This is a genomic window from Veillonella sp. 3310 (genome assembly GCF_003999875.1).
Lineage (GTDB): Bacteria > Bacillota > Negativicutes > Veillonellales > Veillonellaceae > F0422.
Map to the genome: position 1 here is coordinate 1 of NZ_RQVJ01000005.1, position 19388 is coordinate 19388.

At 43.4% G+C, this 19388-nt stretch carries 13 protein-coding genes; 1 reads left to right on the forward strand and 12 read right to left on the reverse strand.

From position 1 onward, the window contains the following. Positions 1-843: 843 nt before the first annotated feature. The 4 genes from EO127_RS06795 to EO127_RS06810 form a co-directional block, all read right to left on the reverse strand. A complete protein-coding gene (locus tag EO127_RS06795; protein WP_240646039.1) occupies positions 844-1974 on the reverse strand; it encodes an efflux RND transporter periplasmic adaptor subunit in 1131 nt (376 codons plus the stop codon). Between the two features lie 664 nt (positions 1975-2638). Beyond that, on the reverse strand, positions 2639-5521 hold the full coding sequence (locus tag EO127_RS06800; RefSeq protein ID WP_164742312.1) for an AAA family ATPase: 2883 nt from the start codon (positions 5519-5521) through the stop codon (positions 2639-2641). After that, the gene (locus EO127_RS06805) at positions 5511-6755 is read right to left on the reverse strand and encodes a DNA repair exonuclease (protein ID WP_127448693.1); all 1245 of its coding nucleotides are present in this window, start codon (positions 6753-6755) and stop codon (positions 5511-5513) included. Before EO127_RS06805 ends, EO127_RS06800 begins: the two co-directional genes overlap by 11 nt. 1 nt (position 6756) lies before the next feature. Then, positions 6757-8316 (reverse strand): PLP-dependent aminotransferase family protein, encoded by a 1560-nt coding sequence (locus tag EO127_RS06810; protein ID WP_240646041.1) that lies wholly within the window; start codon positions 8314-8316, stop codon positions 6757-6759. Between the two features lie 1726 nt (positions 8317-10042). Between EO127_RS06810 and bioB the strand changes: the two genes are divergently transcribed. Then, positions 10043-11059 (forward strand): biotin synthase BioB, encoded by a 1017-nt coding sequence (gene bioB, locus EO127_RS06820; protein ID WP_127448694.1) that lies wholly within the window; start codon positions 10043-10045, stop codon positions 11057-11059. Positions 11060-11324: 265 nt separating this feature from the next. On the opposite strand, the gene EO127_RS06825 is transcribed toward bioB, so the two are convergent. From EO127_RS06825 to EO127_RS06860, 8 genes are all read right to left on the reverse strand, one after another. Next, positions 11325-12638 (reverse strand): DUF445 domain-containing protein, encoded by a 1314-nt coding sequence (locus EO127_RS06825; protein WP_127448695.1) that lies wholly within the window; start codon positions 12636-12638, stop codon positions 11325-11327. Further along, complete coding sequence (locus EO127_RS06830) at positions 12635-13864, reverse strand: DUF445 domain-containing protein (protein WP_127448696.1); 1230 nt, start codon at positions 13862-13864, stop codon at positions 12635-12637. Before EO127_RS06830 ends, EO127_RS06825 begins: the two co-directional genes overlap by 4 nt. Then, complete coding sequence (locus EO127_RS06835; RefSeq protein WP_127448697.1) at positions 13865-14587, reverse strand: MBL fold metallo-hydrolase; 723 nt, start codon at positions 14585-14587, stop codon at positions 13865-13867. A gap of 594 nt (positions 14588-15181) precedes the next feature. Then, entirely contained in the window at positions 15182-16180 is a 999-nt protein-coding gene (gene pta / locus EO127_RS06840; RefSeq protein WP_126938417.1) for a phosphate acetyltransferase, read from the reverse strand. 121 nt (positions 16181-16301) lie between these two features. After that, complete coding sequence (locus EO127_RS06845; protein WP_127448698.1) at positions 16302-17087, reverse strand: HAD family hydrolase; 786 nt, start codon at positions 17085-17087, stop codon at positions 16302-16304. 10 nt (positions 17088-17097) lie between these two features. Further along, complete coding sequence (locus tag EO127_RS06850; RefSeq protein WP_127448699.1) at positions 17098-17352, reverse strand: DUF1653 domain-containing protein; 255 nt, start codon at positions 17350-17352, stop codon at positions 17098-17100. Positions 17353-17376: 24 nt separating this feature from the next. Next, positions 17377-18147 (reverse strand): hypothetical protein, encoded by a 771-nt coding sequence (locus EO127_RS06855; protein ID WP_127448700.1) that lies wholly within the window; start codon positions 18145-18147, stop codon positions 17377-17379. A gap of 279 nt (positions 18148-18426) precedes the next feature. Continuing rightward, on the reverse strand, positions 18427-19122 hold the full coding sequence (locus EO127_RS06860; protein WP_127448701.1) for a hypothetical protein: 696 nt from the start codon (positions 19120-19122) through the stop codon (positions 18427-18429). Positions 19123-19388 lie beyond the last annotated feature (266 nt).

The window sequence follows — 19388 nt, forward strand, 5'->3', positions numbered from 1 at the left end:
CCGCACTCTGGCTTATGTTTACTTCTTTCGAAGTAATTACCTTACATTGTTCAGTTTTCAAAGATCAACTTTGTCATCCACAACACTGTGTTGTGGCGACTAGATTATAATAACAGATTCACAAGTTCGTGTCAACAGTTATTTTTAATCTTTTTTTGCTCATCACTTACAGAAGTGTGAACACCTTGTCCTCTCGAACATGTTTTATAGTATATTCTATTTCCAAATAAAAAGCAACCCCCAATTTAAATTTTCTTTTACCCCTTTTAAGAGAGGGCACTTAGGCATAGCATCCCTATGGCGGTCTTATATTAATTAATCACGATGTAAATATAGAAACGAGCCATATGTTCCTGTACAAATCTACTGTATGATTAGTCTGTGGAGGAATATGTTGCTCGTATGCCGGCCTCTGCCAATACATTATTCCTTTCGCTTAGAGAACGCCGTTAATCGTATAGCCTTGTGACGGTATTATAGGCTAAATTACATAAATATAAGAAGAGCACGGCGTGCTCCGAACAAACATTATGAAATACCGTTTGTGAGGAGTATGCCGTGCTCTTCCCATACATCATCCCCAAGAGAACGCCCTTAAGCGTAGCAGCCTTGTAGCGGTCTTATATTAATTATGATGTAAATACAGAAACGACCAATATATCCCTTCGCTTAGAGAATGCAGTTATGCGTAGTAGCCTTGTGGCGGTATTATAGGCTAAATTACATAAATATAAGAAGAGCACGGCGTGCTCCGAACAAACATTATGAAATACGTTTGTGAGGAGTATGCCGTGCTCTTCCCTTTTATCTTATTCAGTTATAACCACCACAGGCTACATAGCATCACAAGTGAACGCTTTCGCCTAGTTCGTAGTTCCCTTTATTTGTCACCACTCGATCTTCTGGATATAACCCATCCAATATGGTCACCACACCATCCATTTCTAATCCCGTCTCGATGGTCCGTATATCAATCGTATTATTTTCTGTCACTACATATACAAACTTACCATTTTCTCCATCATGAATGACTTCCATAGGCAACGTAAGAGCCGGCGCTTGCGCTTTTGTTTCGATGACTAATGTGTAGAACTCGCCAATCGTCACTTGCCCCGGCTGCACATTGAAAGTTGCTTTCACAGTGATGCTCGGTCCCGATTCCGTTCCTACAAATGTAATTTGTCCTGGTACCTGTTGTCCATTAACATCTAAATACACTTGCACGCCATCTGTGACATTAGGCTGTTTCAAAATCGCACCAAAGCTTTGCGGTACACTCAACGTGGCCACCACTGGGGAATCTTGTTGTATTAGTAACAACGGTTTTCCCTCGATAGCAATTTTTCTATCTTCATTATAGATAGCCGCCACCTTTCCTTCCATGGGTGAAAGTATTTGGGCAGCCGCCATTTGTGCTTGTATTTTTGCAATAGCAGCCTCTATTCCAGAAGTATCTACCCCTGAAGCACCTGCATAGGACGGAACCGTTACCACTTGTGATTGTGCCCTGGCCGCAATCGATTCAAACTCTCGGTTCGTAATAATACCAGCATCACGCATATATCGTGCCCGCTCTACATCCGCTGATGACACACTACCACCTACTACCGTAGTAGATGTACTCTGTTGTGGCGCACGACTACGTGCTTCCTGCAACTGCCCTAATAGAGACTGTAACTGTTGTTGTAGTGATGTGGTATCAATCATAGCCAGCACTTGACCTGCTTTCACCATATCACCTACTTTCACCGTGAAAGTAGACACCGGTCCCGACACTGTTGGTTCCACGCTAGCCTTATGCAATGCCGTAATATTCGCCTCATGACTGATGCGCACCGGCATTTGACGTTCCACGGGGTTCACCACCTGCACCGTTTTGGGTTGCATCCATGCGAACACACCGCCGGCAATGATTAGCACCATCACCACTGTTATATATATCCAATATTTCCGTATCCAAGAATAGTTCATCATCCGCTCCTCTCATATAGAGAGTATTATACTACTCTTAAAGAGGAATATCTAGCACACGAACCCCATCACATATGTTTACCTTGTAATGCATCTATAAACCGTGCTATAATGAAAGCAACAAAAGAAGAGCCATCAACGTGTGATTGGCGTTAGGCTCATCTCAAGAACATCAAAATGGACGGCCTAACGTGTGTAAGTACTCTCAATACTTACGTTTTACGTTAGGCTTTCTCATTAATTACTTAAACAAATCAATGAGTTGTACTATTAACTTTAGAATTAAAATCAATCTATAAATTTTTCTAAATTTTTTCATAGTACCACCTCCCCCCATAATAGGAAGAGATGAACCCAACTCACGTTGGTGACTCTTACAATTTATATTATACTACAAAATTACTCATAACGTGAACTTTCATTGCTGCCTAAATCTTAAAAATCACTATAATTAAAGCAACAAAAAAAGGAGTCCCCTGAGGAATGCCGTCACGTGTAGTAGCCTTGTGGCGGCCTTTACTCACTAAATATACGAAACACAGAAATGAGCAACATGTTCCTGAACAAACATTATGAAATACCGTTTGTGAAGGAATGTGTTGCTCGTTTCCCTTTGCCCTATTCAGATAATGACCGCCACAGGCTACATAGCGTTACAAGTGACGACCTACATAGCGTTACAAGTAACGTCACAAGTAAGGTCGTAACGATGTATCCGCTCACTAGCCAGTTGGCTAGTCGTCTCATGGCATGTAAACAAAAACACTTGCCTATGTTCACTTAATGTTTCTATCACCTGTAATGTTAGTTTTTGTCGTTCTAAATCAAAGCGCACCAACACGTCATCCAACAGTAACGGCATGGATTCTATCTTTTCCGCGAAGGATTCTGCTAGGCTTAGTCGCAATGCCAAGTATACTTGATCGCCCAAGCCACTGCTCCATTTTCCTAAGGGAATTTCCCGACCTGTAGTGTCTTTCACATAGGCACCCTTATGTGTGTCATCCATGTGCAATGTATAGATGCCACCCGTCATGGCTTTCACATAATCAGACGCTCTCGCCAGCATAGCCGGTTGCCGATCTGTTTCGTATTCTTGTTGCGCCAGCTCCATACCATGGTTGATAAACACATAGGTCATCCACGCTTCCAAGGCTTCCCTGAGCTCCGCTTCTAGCTGTTCTTTTTTCAGCAATGCTTCCGACACTGCATGGGATGTACTCAAGTGGCGCATAGATTCTTGCAAGGTGCCTCGCTCTTCATACAACGCCTGTAGGGATGATTCAATATTCGCCAATTCCGTTTCACTGCGAGAGTACTCCAATTCCCATTTGCTTTTATCATTGCCTTGCAAACGGCGGTACCATACATCTCTATGAAACTCTTTAGGCGCCAACAATTCCAATTGCCGTTGGCTTTGGCGATAAATGGTCTCCCATTGTTTATGCTGATCTTGTTGCAACAAACGCTGACGATATTCTGCGGCACTCTTCATGCCGCCCTTTTGAACCAGTTCTTCTTGGGCAAGGAATAATTCTTTTTCCTTCTTGCTCCATGCGGCATACTCTTCGCGATAATTTTTGCGTTGACTTTCCTTTTGCTCCCACCGCACACGATTTTGCTTGTGCAATTGCAACTGATTATACACCACTCGTAGCTCTACGATGGATGGCACCGTGTTCATCTGCAAGGACGCCCACAAGTTCCGGCATCGATTCACGATGGCTTCTAGTTGTTCATGATGCAACCGCACTTGCTTTTGGTATCCTTCAAATTCGCGTAATCGCTCATGATAAGCTTGGTATTCTTCCTTCATGCCGTAGAACGCATCATCCCGGTTCGTCTGTTTAGCCGCCTTTGGCAACCACGCTTCCCATGCATCCATGGCCGCACTACCTGCCGCCTCTAAGATTTTACCTTCTGCCACCCACTGTGCTTTCATCACTTCGTAGGCTTTGAAATGGCTCACATCGTCTCCGTATTCTTTGATTTCCTCCTCAACTGCCTGTATCTCTGAAAGTAAACTTTCATAGTCAGATTCTGTAGCCGGCATAGATCGTCCCGCTTTAGCTTCTAAGTCAGAAACATCCTTAGTAGTTTTGCTTGCAACCTCTGGAACTATGTTTCCAGTCCGATACCCTTGGTAGGCCAGACCTATGCCTAGCAATATGCCTACCGCTCCCCCTATGGCCTGTACACCAATCGTCTCTGCATAGGTCATATGCCACGCCAATAAAGCCACCCCTAGCACCCCCAACACTGCGGAACCTAGATAATAGGAGCGCCCAGATTTCACCGGCACTACGGAGTCCGTAAGTTCTTGTGCTAAGTAAGCCTCTTTCAAGGCTATTAGATTCCTATGCTTAGTTTCTAGGGCTGTTACTGTTTCCGTTACCTCACGAGCTCGATCATCTTGCGGAAACGGCTCTCGTCGTTGCCATGCCTCATAAGCCTCACGGGCGCTGCGCAACTGACCTGCCACTTGCTCCCCATCGTACCAATTCACATCACTTGGGAAATCTTCCACATCGCGCCAATACACATGGGACTTACGAATAAATGCCAACTGAGCTTTTACCTTTTCTAAGTATAAATCTCCTTCACGGCATTCTTTTTCTAATTGCGTCCATTTTGATACTTCTTGGTACAAACTTTCAATCTCTTGTTCATACATACCTAGTCTATCTTCTGGGTCGAAGTTATCTGGCATCAAGCCCTCTTCCTTGCCACGCCACACACGCATGTATTCCTGACAACGGCGTATTTCTTCATCTAATTCTAAAAACTTCTCTCGCTCTAATGACTCTTCTACGTGAAATTGGAGCATTTTTTGTTTTGCTTCTTCCCCACGTTTATACGTATCCCAGGCACGAAGAACTCTCTCTACATCTTGTAGATATTCCTTCCGCTCTTGTCGTTGTTCCTGCAAGGTAGCTTCTTTCTTTTCCAGCGTTTCCAAGGAGGCTTGCCACGTATAGTACTCTTGCTCTCCTTGTTGTAGCTTACGAATATCTCGTTCCACCTCTTGCAATCGATCTAACAACGTATTGATGGTCCGCTTTCCCGTAGGCGATGCCACTAGCAATTGGCTGGCCAGTTCATCCACATCTTTCACGAGGGTTCCTAAAGATTCGCCACCTTCGGCACCAAAGAACCGTGTGCGCACGTCCACCTCTTGGATAATGTCCACCCCTTGTAAGTCATCCAAGGTAATAGCAAAAATGCGATCATAGGTCTTTTTCTCTAACCCTTGCCACCACAATTCCGCCGGTTCCACCGTATACCGCTGACCACCCACTTCGTAAAAGTCCAACGTTTTTCCTTTGCGACCGATGTGGTACGTCTTACTGTCTCGTTCCACCACAATATGACCCTCTACAGGTTCTTCTTTCCGTTTCGTGCCTAGCAAAATGCCACGAAAGGCTTGAAGTAGTGTTGTTTTTCCGCTTCCATTCGGTCCGTATAGCACATGCAACCCACTTTCATGGGGTTGAAAGGTCCACTGTTCATAGGGGCCATAGTGTTCTATATATATTTCTTTAATCTTCATACTCATTCCCCTGTAATAACCGGATGCCTTCCCGTCGTGCCTTCTCATAGGCAACCTGTACCATGTCGCCCGTCACCAAACGACTATACATGCCCAAGCGTTTCCACTCTGGTCGTTCTTTCACAATGTTCATTAACGAATCCGTACCCGTATCCATCGCCTCCAAGGCTTTCACATAATCGCTGACCATACCTGGCGCAGCACCTTGCTTACCCGTACTGAAAGTATCGCATTCTATGCCGATGATATACACGCCGTGCTTGCCACTTTCTTCCGCTTGGGCTTCCTCCATCCAAGCTACACGCACTGCATTGTCACATGCCACTTCGGACAAAGGTCCTTCTCCAATAAGCCTAAGAGTCAACAAAATAGACATACCCGGTTTTCGGATCATTTCTTTTTTGTGGCGCAACATTTCTAGCATCTCTACTACCGATTGCACTTGTCCTAAATCAATAGTATCTTCTGCAAATCGGATCGCATTGGTCTCGTGAAAGTGTACCTCCACACTGCCACGGCTAGATACATCCACCAAATAGCACCCTTTTGGGCCACTTTCACCACGGTGCAAGCCTTGGCTATTCCCCGCATAAACGATATGAGGTTGTTCACTCAAAATCTGGCGCTTGTGAATGTGACCAAACGCCCAATATTGAATGGGAATCCGGCGCAACGCATCGAAGGAACAAGGACCCGTCTGGTCATGTCCCTCATGACTGCCTACCGTTCCATGCACAAGGGCAATGGAAAAAGGATCACTGCGTAAAGGATGGATGTCCGACGCTAGGTCCTCATACTGAGTATCGCTGGAAATACTGCGACCATAGATGCCTGCCACCTCTTGCCCACGCACCATGAGAGAAAACCGATCCACTCGGTCCGCTGCGCAGATATGGACATTGTCTGGCAATAGCATATGCCGTTTCCAACTTTCAGAAGGATCATGATTACCTTGCACTACATAGACAGGAATGTGCTCCTTAGCGAGACTTTCACAGGCACGCACAAAGTGCATCTCCGCCTCAAGGGGATGGTCCACCCCATCATAGACGTCCCCCGTAATAAGCACTGCTGCCACACGCTGACGGATGGCTAGGTTCACGATATTCTGAAAGGACCCATAGGTGGCGCGCATCATGGCCTCGTCCAAGGATCTGCCAAAAGATTTTAAATAGCGAAAGGGCGCCCCTAAATGGAGATCCCCACATTGTATGAATCGAAATGGTATGCCCATATTATAACCCTTTCCAAGCCTCAGCTAATACCTGCACCGCCCGCTCTAAGTCACGGGTCGGTATACCGCTGAACGATAACAACACCTCTACAATACCGGTCTCATCTCTGTCTATGACCTTAATGTCGCAACCAGACTTTAACGCTCGCAGACGAAACACATCGCCCTTATTGTGCACCTTACGAATCCCCGCATAGACACCGCCCTCTGGATCGATAACCTCATAGGTATCATCCAAATAGTGGCGCAACAGACTTGTAAAATACTTACTTTTTTCTAAATAATGTTTGCGAAGGCGACGAATTTGCTTATGCCACTCCCCTTCATCCATGTACATGGCCCATGCCAACTGCTCTAACACGCCTGCACTTTGCCCATAGGCCTTGTGGTGCTTGTGAAAGTCCTCATAGAGAATCACCGGCAACACTAGGTAACTCAACCGAATCGACGGCGGTAGCACCTTCGACGGCGTGCCCATATAAATGACGCAATCTTGCAGATCCATGCCCTGCAACGATAACACTGGCTTTCCATAATAACGAAGTTCACTGTCATAATCGTCTTCTATGATGAAAGCACTTCGACTCTGCGCCCACCGCAATAACTCTGTCCGCTCTTGGATTGTCATAATGCGACCCATACTATCGCCGTGAGATGGCATACAGTATACCACTTCCACATTGGCTGCTTCTAACGTGGGAATCCATTGTGACTCTCCTGTATCCACCTCTACAACAGAAAATCCATAGTCTTTCCATACAGCCTTGGCAAAACTAGGGCTTTGGCGATCGATGGCTACCTTGGATTTCCCTTGACGTTGTAACAAGGACGCAATCATATGCAACGAATTGAGGGTACCACTGGTCACAAGCACCCGCTCTGCCGATGCCCGCACACCTCGTGCCTGTTGCAAATATTGATTCAATGCGGACCGTAGCTCAGGTTCACCTTCTAGCTGACCATACGTCATAAGCCGTTTCGTATCTCGTAAGGCGTAGCCAATAAAGCGCTTCCACCGTTTAAAATCGAAGCCCTCTGGATCCATAGCACCAGTAGAGAAGTTATAGAGGATGGGATGGGGCTGTCTATTCGTTTCTTCATGCAAAGTATGCGCTGCTGTACAAACCGTACTCCTATCACAATACGATATTGGCTCTTCTGACTTATGATTCATATCACCGCTTACACTTTGAAAGATACCCTTTGATTGCATTGAGGAAAAAACACCTTGCTTAGATTCTACTCTGTCACCTATGATTCCATATGTTTGATTAGACGAAGTGTCAGTATGAGTTATCCTGTCATAATATCCCTCCAAAGGCTGAGGAATCTCCAATACCTCATAAGGCGCCTTATTATGAGCTTGAATATATCCTTCCGTTGCCAACTGCAAATACGCTTGCTCCACCGTAATCTTGCTGACACCCAACTGCGCTGCCATAGCCCGTATAGAAGGAAGACGCTGCCCTGGACGGAACAAGCCCTGCTCAATATGCACTTTTACAGCCTCATATACCTGCTCGTACATGGGAACCCCTGCATTCGCATCTAGGACAATCATCTAGACCCTCCAAAACAACAAACCTTACGTCCTTAAATGTATATATCTTTTTTGTTCTCGCTTCTTTAGTAGTTACATTCCTTACACCGCTACCTTCAAAATTCTGAACCATCGTTTCTAAGATATATTCTTACCTTATATTATAAAAGTAAACACGAAAAATGACTACACCAAAAGTATTTTTATCGTTATAAACTCGACTTAACTATCAACAGTACGCATATATTTAAATAACTGTTTATGGTATACTAATCTCGTTACAGGTGAAACCGATTCCGTAACAGGAGGAGGTGATAATGTGACTTTCTTTATAAAATCTCTTTTTAAGGCAATTTTGGTGAATGTAATTGGCTACTATATTCGCAAATGGATTGAATTGCTATTCCACTTGTAACAATCCTAGATTTTGTATTGATCTATAAATAATACAAAGTAAAACTCCCTAGGTGGCACCCTAGGGAGTTTTTGTGTGCTTTTCTTTATAAAATCTTTAGCTACGCTTATTGTATCACCTATCACTTATAATTTCAATAATTTTTCTCCATATACTCACGTAAACTCTAGCGATATTTGCATTTAGCAATAAACAATGCTATACTTATCTTATAAAAAAGAAGAGCTAATAACGTGTGCTGGCGTTAGGCTCATCTTAAAGATACTGAAACTGAATTTGCCTAACGTGCTAAGGTGTGTGAGACCTTATCCGTTAGGCTTTTTCATTGTCTATTTTACTAGATCAATGAATTGAATTGCTAAACTAGCAATAGAAATAATCAAGGAGATTTTTTCATACTTAGTCATAGCAACCACCTCCTCCCATATTAGGAAGAGATGAGCCTAACATCACGTCATTAACTCTTCTACAAACCTATTATAGCATAAATTCTACATATAGAATAATATTATATAATCGCAGAAATTTAAAATACCCCCCTAAATAAGCAACCTCAGGATTTCTTTGATAAGTACTTATCCCCTTCTTTCAGTCCTATGAGCAACGCAGTTATACGTAGCAGCCTTTGTGGCGCCCCTTACTACCTAAATTGCACAAGTCTAAAGAAGAGCACGGCGTGCCCTGAATATAATAAGTCTAGAGTCACGTTCATATATATCATAATCACATATTCCCTAAAAGAGCAGGGCAGATTCCTGAAGAAACATTATGAAATACCGTTTCTGAAGGAATCTGCCCTGCTCTTCTGTTTGCTTCATAAAATATTAACTGAACGTGACAAGCTATATAAGGTATACCGTGCTCTTTCAGTCCCCTGAGAAACGCAGTTACACGTAGCAGCCTTTGTGGCGCCCCTTACTACCTAAATCACACAAACTCAAAGAAGAGCACAGTGTGCCCTGAACATAATAAGTCTAGAGTCACGTTCATATATATCATAATCACATATTTTCTAAAAGAGCAGGGCATGTTCCTGAAGAAACATTATGAAATACCGTTTCTGAAGGAATGTGCCCTGCTCTTCTGTTTGCTTCATAAAATATTAACTGAACGTGACAAGCTATATAAGGGTATGTCGTGCTCTTCCCTTTATCGAGTTAAACACGCCACAGGCTACATAGTATTACAAGAGGCGACCCACAGGCTAAGTAGCGAACCAAGTGACGACTTAAATGTTAACACTATCACTATTGACTCAAGTTAACAATGGATATATAATGTAGTCATTATGATGTAGTCATTAAAATCAAATGAAAATTACGAGGTGTAATTATGGAAACTGTATCAAAATCTATTTCATATGAAACAATCATAGCATACGCACAAAAAGTATTAGATGGTGGCGAGATCACTCGTGAAGAAGCAGAACAATTGATTCACACATCTGACGAAGACACTATGATACTATTGGCTATGGCTGACAAAATCCGTCAAAAATTCAATGACGATACAGTAGACCTATGTGCCATCGTGAACGCCCGTTCCGGTAAATGCCCAGAAAACTGTAAATTCTGTGCTCAATCCGCCCATCATGACACTGGTGTTACTGTGTATCCTTTCATGGAAGAGGATGAAATTGTGAACGCTGCTAAAAAAGCGAAAGAAGCTGGTGCTATCCGCTTCTCCATCGTAACAAGTGGTCGTAACACAAACAACCCTAAAGAGTTTGAGCAAATTTTGAGCGCTCTCACTCGTATTCGTAAAGAAACTGGCTTAGAAATTTGCTGCTCCCTTGGTCTATTGACTTACGAGCAAGCAGTGCAATTGAAAGAAATCGGTGTGACACGCTATCACTCCAACATCGAAACGGCACCAAGCCATTTCCCAGATATTTGTACCACACATTCTTATGAAGATAAAATGTCTACTATCTCCAATGCCCAAAAAGCTGGCATTCGCGTTTGCTCTGGTGGTATCTTAGGCTTGAACGAAACCAAAGAACAACGTGTTGAAATGGCATTCGAATTAAAACGATTAGGGGTAGACTCCGTTCCATTGAACATTCTTAACCCTATCAAGAACACACCATTCGAAAACAACGAACCAATTCCTCCATTGGAAATCCTTCGTACCTTCGCTGTGTTCCGCTTCGTATTACCGAATGCATTGATCCGTACCGCTGGTGGTCGTGAAGTCAACCTTCGTGACTTGCAAGCTTACGCATTAAAAGGCGGCTTGAACGGTATCATGGTAGGTGGCTACCTAACAACAGCTGGGCGCTCTCCTATGGATGATCTACAAATGATCAAAGACTTAGAACTAAGCCTTAATACTGTACAACAAGCATAATCATATACCTGTAACAACGAAACTTTTTCATTACCTATATGTCTCAATTAGAGAGCTGCAACCATATAGAACTTTCAAATGAGAAATAGGGGACCCGATTCCAACGAATCTGGGTCCCCTATTTTTTACTATATACGATTTTTATAATACATAAGCAACCGCTAACCTCTAAAGGTATCTGTCATTGGCATACATACTCGTACATAAGGCATGAAATATATCGTACTTTTCAAGGATATTCAGTACGCATCGCACTCTTATCCTATCACATACCCCAAATGCGTAATACCGGCTCATACACATAGTACAGGAACAACCATGTTCCTAGTCCTGCTACGCCACCTACGAGGGCACCGTTAATACGAATCCAAGCGAGGTCTTCTTCCACCTTGCTTTCAATAAAATGGATGAACCGTTCTGTGCTCAAACTTTGTAGCACTTCACGGATGATAATGCCAATAAATCCATGGCTCTTCGATGCAATATGCAACATAATATGCGTCAACGCTTCTTCTAGACGTTCTACCATACCCGGCTCTTCACAGTAATGATTCCACAACTCTTGAAAGCTCGATTCCAAGGCAATGGCCATCGGTGATGACCCATCGTTAGATACCATACCTTCACGAATGCGAGGGCATACATAGGCTTCCAACATGAGCTCCCAATCTTGTACATCGATCCACTGTTGGATAGCATCATCCAATGTCTTTGTGATGCTCCGGTTCGACGCCATTTGTTGCAACGGCCCCACCCATTGGTGCAACCACACCAAACGCTCCGTGCTATTCGGCTGTTTCCAGCGCTCCAACATTTGATGCACTTCTTCGATGATGGCTCCTGCCATTTCTTGGACGTTCACAATGTTCAACCCTTCTGAAAGCCCAATGAGCATGGCAGACACTACATCTTTCTTGCGCTTTTCAATTTCTTCCTCAATGACTGTTTCTAACCATTGCTGTGCCTTCGGCGTATACAATGCTCTCTGCAAATAGTCAATCCCTCGAATGACCACACTTTCATAGCGATTGTGTTCACACACATGTAGCAAAGTCTGTTGCATAGGGCCGATAAAAGATTGATTATGCAAAAATTTTCGCAACCGCTGTGCACCCCATTGAGCCCACTCACGATCACTTCGACGGTCCCAAAGCTCTGACAGCACCGTGGCAATCCCTTGGCGCACTGTATTACGCCCTACCTCACTGCGGATATATTGGTCTAAGAAAGGCACAAACTGCACCCGTTCAATGGCACTTTTACATTGGTCGTAGGTGAGAAGTTTCGTATTCACCATTCGGATAATTCCCTCAATGAGCCGATTCTTATTTCGTGGAATCAGCTCTGTATGAAAGGACACTCCCAAAGGTTTCCGAAATAAAGCCGTTACGGCGAACCAATCCGCCACACTGCCGATGAGAGCAGACTGAACAAACCAATACAACCCATCATACCAAGGAGCCGTGATATACCACTGACCCCACCACACAAAAGCAAATAATACCGCCATGGTAATTAGCAGTCGATTGGCATAGGTTTTATAAGGATTTCTTTGTGTTTCCATGATGCGAGGGCTCATAGGATCCCTCCTTTCAGCAAGGTCAATCCATAGAAGAGACCGCCTAAGATGGCACCCACCAAGGATCCGTTGATGCGTATCATCTGCAAATCATAGCCTAATTTGGACTGTAGAATACGAGTAATTTCCTCTGGTGTAAATCGGTTCATCTCACGCACAACGATGTGTTCAATCCAAGGGCGCACGTAATTTAAGACGTGTAACAATTGGAATAAAATAAATCGTTCTGCCTTGCGACCTTTCACAGCATTCGTTTCTAAGCGCTCAAAGAAATGGTACAATTCCTCTTCCCCTTGCTCGACGTAGCGCGCTAAGTCTAGCGTATCTTCCAACACATAGCCATCCTCGATAAACTCACGGAACCAAGCATTCTTTTTATCTTCTAATTTCTGTTGCCATTGTCCATTCTGTGCTAGTTCATCCACTGCCCACCATGCTTTTTCATACACAGCCTTTCCCAGCGGCGACTGCAAGGACTCTTGACTCATCAAATATGCGCAGCCTTTCACCTGTATCATGTGCGTAATGTATTCCGGTGAAAGCGATTCCCCTCCCAATGCCAACGCCAATTCTCGTAAAAAAGAATGGTCTGCATAGCGGTTCATCACAGATGACACCATCCCTAATACATAGGGACGAATCCCCTCTGCCGCAAGCAATCGTTGGAGCATGCGATTAATGTGCATCCATAGCACTTCTGCTCGTTCTGGCTCTAAGAGCTGACGGCACAAGCTAACCACGAAAGGTGTCACTCGCCAAGACTCCACACCGTTCTTGATGTGACCTAGCAATTGCTCTTGCAGTAAATTTTCTTTCACATGGGGCAATACATGGTCTTTCAATTCCTCAACACACACATGCACATAACCCCGACCAGTGCTGCTATTCATAAATGACACAATCCGCTGCGGTACACGTTCCTGTTTCAGCACCTCGTACATGTGGGACACCCGAAGGAGTTCATCCACCATCATGTGCCGTGCCATTTCCACAAACCGTTCCTTATTCCTAGGGATAAGTGCCGTTTTGAAAGGAATCCCCAAGGGCTTCGTAAACAACGCCGTCACCGCATACCAGTCGGCTAATCCACCAATCATGGCAGCCCCTGAAATATGCGTGATGAGCCCCCAGAAGGGATCTCTATGAAAGGGATAAGTCACCAAGAATATGACTGCCATCAAGACTAACAAGAAAGTCGCTCCATGTCGTTGTAACCATGGTGTCATTTACTTCACATCCTCTACCACCGCATCCCCTGGCTGTGTAGGAATCCAACACCATTGCGTAGGATAGGATTCTCTAAACGTTTCTGATGGAACCCATACAGGACCATTCGCATGCATAGGAATAAACAGTTTGGTATTCATTATGCTTAGTATATCTATAGCGCCCCACTCACGGGCCACTTCCAAACGAGCATCCACTGGGAACATCATAATATCTACGGACACACCGGCTAGAGGAGCAAACTCCTTCTCTTTAAGTGCCTTCGCCTCTGCAATATTTTCCGGCGTATCTCCTAACCAATGCCACCAGTTTAAATCTCCTGCGTGAAAGATGCGATGTGTGCCTGTATCCACCAAGAACGATCCACCTTCATCCGTGGAGCCAAACATGGTGACAGTTAAGCCGTCGGCCTCTAAGGTGTCGCCTACTTTCATAGAGTGAAACGCAATACGGTCTTGCACAGATTGATCACTCACCGCTTGTGCATCTCGCAATGCTGGCACATCTTCATGATACCAAACACTGTATATATATGGTAAATATTTGAAAATTGATTTCACATAATGATCATGATGGATATGGGATACAAAGAAGTGTAACTCATATCCTTGTTCCACTAATGCATCCACCACACCGACTGGATCTTTCCAGTAATCAAATACATAGACCCGCTTGCCATCTTCGATGACAAAACCACTATGCTCTAAATAGGTAACTTTCATATTAACTCCTAATTGATAATTTTATTGATTACTTTTATTATAACATATTTTCTCTTCCACATATATAAAAAGGCAATCTATCCCCAGATTGAGTTGTATCACGACCCATCGCCTACCTATACCCTGAGTAGAGCCGTTAGGGGTAGTAGTCTTGTGGCGTTCCTTTGCTGCATAAATAGCATACATACAAGAAGACCGCAATATACCTCCGAAGAAACATCATGAAATGCCATTTCTGAGGGGTGTATTGCGGTCTTTTTCTTAAGGAACACAGTTGTACGTAGCACATCTTGTGGCGCTTTTTATTAGCCAAATTAAACAAATACAAAAAAGGCGTGGCATGTTCCTGAACAAACCTACCGTAGGATCAGTTTGAGAAGGAGTATGTTACGGGTTTTCCCTCTGAGGAGCGCCGTTAGGTGTAGTAGCCTTGTGGCGTTCCTTTGCTGCATAAATAGCATACATACAAGAAGACCGCAATATACCTCCGAAGAAACATCATGAAATGCCGTTTCTGAGGGGGTGTATTGCGGTCTTCCCTTTTACTTATTCAGTTAACAACGCCACAGGCTACATAACATAGCAAGAGACGACTTAGTTTGCTTCCACAGCAGCAATTGCACAAAGGTCAACGATATCGCTTACGGAGCAACCACGGCTAAGGTCATGGATTGGTTTTGCCAAACCTTGGATGATTGGTCCAATTGCAGTAGCGCCAGCAAAGCGTTGTACCAATTTGTAGCCAATATTAGCAGCTTGTAAGTCAGGGAAAATCAAGATGTTAGCTTTACCAGCTACTTGAGATCCTGGAGCTTTACGTTCTGCTACGGATGGAACGATGGACGCATCTAATTGCAATTCGCCATCGAATGCGAAGTCTACGTTACGGCCTTTCAAGTCTTCAACTGCTGCCACAACTTTATCAACTTCTGGAGAAGAAGCAGATCCTTTTGTGGAGAAGGACAAGAAGGATACACGAGGTTCTTTCATACCTGCTACGGAGCGAGCTTTACCAACGCTGGACTCAGCAATATCAGCTAATTGTTCAGATGTTGGGTTAGGGATAACGCCGCAATCGGAGAAGATCAACAAGCCGTCATCGCCGTATTCTTTTTTATCAGTGATGACAAGCATAGAGCTGGATACAGTTTTCAAACCAGCTTGTGTACCTACTACTTGGATAGCTGCACGAAGTACGTTTGCAGTAGGGCTTGCAGAACCTGCTACCATGCCGTCAGCCAAGCCTAAACGAACTAACATAGCACCGAAGAATAACGCATCGCCAGTCATAGTAGCGTGTGCTTTTTCAGGTGTCATACCTTTTTTCGCGCGCAATTCTACAAATGTATCTACCATTTTGTTTAATTCGCCGAATGTAGCTGGGTTGATGATTTCAGCACCTTCCAAAGATACGCCAGCTGCTGTAGCTGCCGCTTGAATTTTATCTTCTGCACCCACCAATACAGGTACGCAGAAACCTTCTTTCAAAATCGCAGCCGCTGCTTCGATCACACGGCTATCTTCGAATTCTGGCAATACAATTTTTTTACCCAAGCCTTTCGCTTGCTCTTTTAAACTTTGAATTAAATCCATGGTATGTCCTCCTTTTAAGACCCATTTCGATATATCTACGCTTTATTATACTATAACTAATTTTGATGTTCAAACCGCTTCATATAGTTATGCTGAAAGTATAGTATCTACTTCATTCATACTAAAACTGCTTTGGTATAAATCCAAAATGCTGCAATGCTTTATAAATCCCGTCGTCATGGCAGGCTGCTGTAACGTAATCCGCTTTTTCTTTCAGGGCATCACGTCCATTCCCCATAGCAATGTTCAACCAATCTGGTCGGAACATAGATAGGTCATTATAGCCATCACCAAAGACGATGACATCTTGGTAGGACGCCCCAAAGCTATCGATCATTTTCCGAATCCCATAAGCTTTGTCCATTGGTTCAAACAACACGCATCCCTCTCCATAGCGGATAAGGTCCTTCGTCATATGCACGATGCCACGGCGCTGTTCCTCTTCTTCCGTGATGAATGCATAGACCTTGTAAAAATGTTCAATATCTTCCGGCATTAATTCCGGCACTACCTGCGTTTTCATCATATCCCATTGCACATCCCAGGTTAGGACACTTTCATAGGGAGTAATGCGGACAAAGTCATTTTTATGGGTCACACCCCAAGGCACATTGTGTTTCGTCAAATAGTTGAGGTATTGCACACAGCGGTCCCGATCCATGCCTTGCATCCATTGCACTTCGTAATCTTCTGTAATACTATAGCCCCCATCAGCCACAAAGTTCGGCGTCCGTGCCATCTTAGCAAAGCGCATGGCATCCGCCTGCAAACGACCTGTAGCGAGCGCCACGTGATGTCCTTTATCCTGCAAATAGTCCAAGGAGTACTGGGCACTGTCAGGAATCACCCCATCCGGCCAGACCGCTAGGGTATTATCGATATCAAAGAAAAAGTATTTCTTGTCCATCTGGTCCTCCTCAGCGCAAATGCTGCTCTTCATCCCAACCGTTCACCAACTGAAAGCGGTCCTTCTGTTCTACATCAGGATATTTCTCATGGTCCACCTCGCTAGCGAACATCACCAAAGGGCGCACGAAGGTTTTACGTTCACCGTAGAGCTGTTGGTACACCACATGAGGCTCATCCGTCTCGGAATGGATGGCAATGTCGATGACATAATATAACATACCTTTAAAATGACGATATAAACCGCCCACTACAATCTCTTGCATAGTCATCGTCCTTTCTGGTAACGATTATTTACCTAGTTGTTTTGTTGTCTCTGTTACAGAGTACCACACAAGTTCATTCATGTAATAGCGAAGCTCTTCGCTCTTCACATATTTCGCATTGCTGTCTGCTGCACTGGAAATTGCCATCGCAATATCTTCACCTGTTAAGGCATTACCTTTAGTTTGGATGGCTTGTTGTATATTTGCCAAAATATCATGGCGCAAATCTTTCAACACGTACCACGCATAACTTCCTTTTTCTGCCTTTTCATTCGCCGCCAACGCCGCCGCTTCTTCGTGACGGTTAGAACGATCTAGTTGATTATCTCCATGCCAATTGTGAATGCGTTTAAAGAATCGTAAACGCTTGGTAAGCTTAGTATCCAAAATGGATAGCACTTGAGCTCCATCATACACAGTCACTTTACCTTGACCTTTTTCTTGCAACGCTGTCAACAACTCCTCCATGGTAATGCCATGAACTGGTTTTGCTGTGATGCGTGACACTACCGCAGTAGGAATCACAGAATCGTTGCCTTTCACAGATTTAGCTAACTCATCTAATGTCATGCCTTGGATAGATTCCTTCGTCATCGTTGGCGCTTGTTTTCCATCAAAAGTACGAACCAAGTCATCAATAGCTTCCTTAGTTTCTGGCATAGTCGCTAATAAATGATAGCCCTTCGCCACTTCTGTCACCTCAGATGGATGTTGACGACCGAAAATATCTTCACTCATGCCAAAACTAGTGCCTACTGTCAGTAGTAATGCTGTTGATAATACTAAATATTTCAAAGTTGTATCTCCTATATAACGTACTGAATCATATTCTACTCAATCTATCTTTTATTATACCATAACTGATGGCTATAACAGTATATTCATACTAAAAACTCATCACACAGACCATAGCATCTTGATGTAATACTTACAACTTATTAATACAATCCCCATCACCATAGACTAAGACACTCAATCCCTATAAGCGTACACAGCAAAGGAGCCACAACATTCCCTACTGGGTTTGTTATGGCTCCTTTATTATCGAGCATATCCACTCTACACTAGTTCATCTTATTTTAAAACATGAGATAGTTGTTTATTTGTTTCTTTTACTGTTTGTTTTGCAGTGTACCAAACAAGTTCGTTAATGTAGTAACGAAGTTCTTCATTGTTTACAGTCATTGCATTGTTGCTTGCTGCCGCAAGAATTGCTTTTGCAATATCTTCGCCACGAACAGCTTCACCTTGTTGATCCAATACTGCTTTTACATTGGATAATGCATCTTGACGCACATTGCGTAATACATTCCAACCATAGCTATTGCTGTAACCATTTACAGTTTCTGTAGCTTTTTCATTATTTTTGTTAAGGAATACTTCATAGTTACCAGAATGTTCGTATTTGTTATCACCATTCCAGTTATGAGCACGTTTGAAGAATTCCACACGGTTAGTTAAATTACGATCTAATACAGTAAGGAAGTCTTGGTTTACATCATGTTTAACAAAACGATCTTGACGATCTGTCAAACGTTCACCAGCTACTTGGCGTTTTACCAAATCTTGACGAACTTCATGAGCACGTTCCAATACTTTACCTAAATCTTCTACAGCTACTACTGTTTCTTGCATTGGTGCTACTAATTCATAGCCAACAGCTACGCCTGTTACGTTTGCTGGATTCTTTTGGCTATACAATTCATCGCTCATAGCAAAGCTAGAGCCTACTGTTACTAATAATGCTGCTGTTAAAATTGCTTTTTTCAATGTTATTCTCCCATTTCAAACATTACATAATATAATTCTCGTTTAGTATAAGTGTAAGTCAATAATACATATTATACACTATATCGATACCTTTTGTATACTATAATTTTCGATATATGCTAATATTTTATCAATAAATTGTATGAATTATACAGAATTGATAAAGGGCTGCAATACAATATGTTATTACATATCCATTACAGCCCTTGTATCTTAGTTCACAGAATTCTGCTTCATTCTTCTAAGAAGCATACCTCTATAAGAAA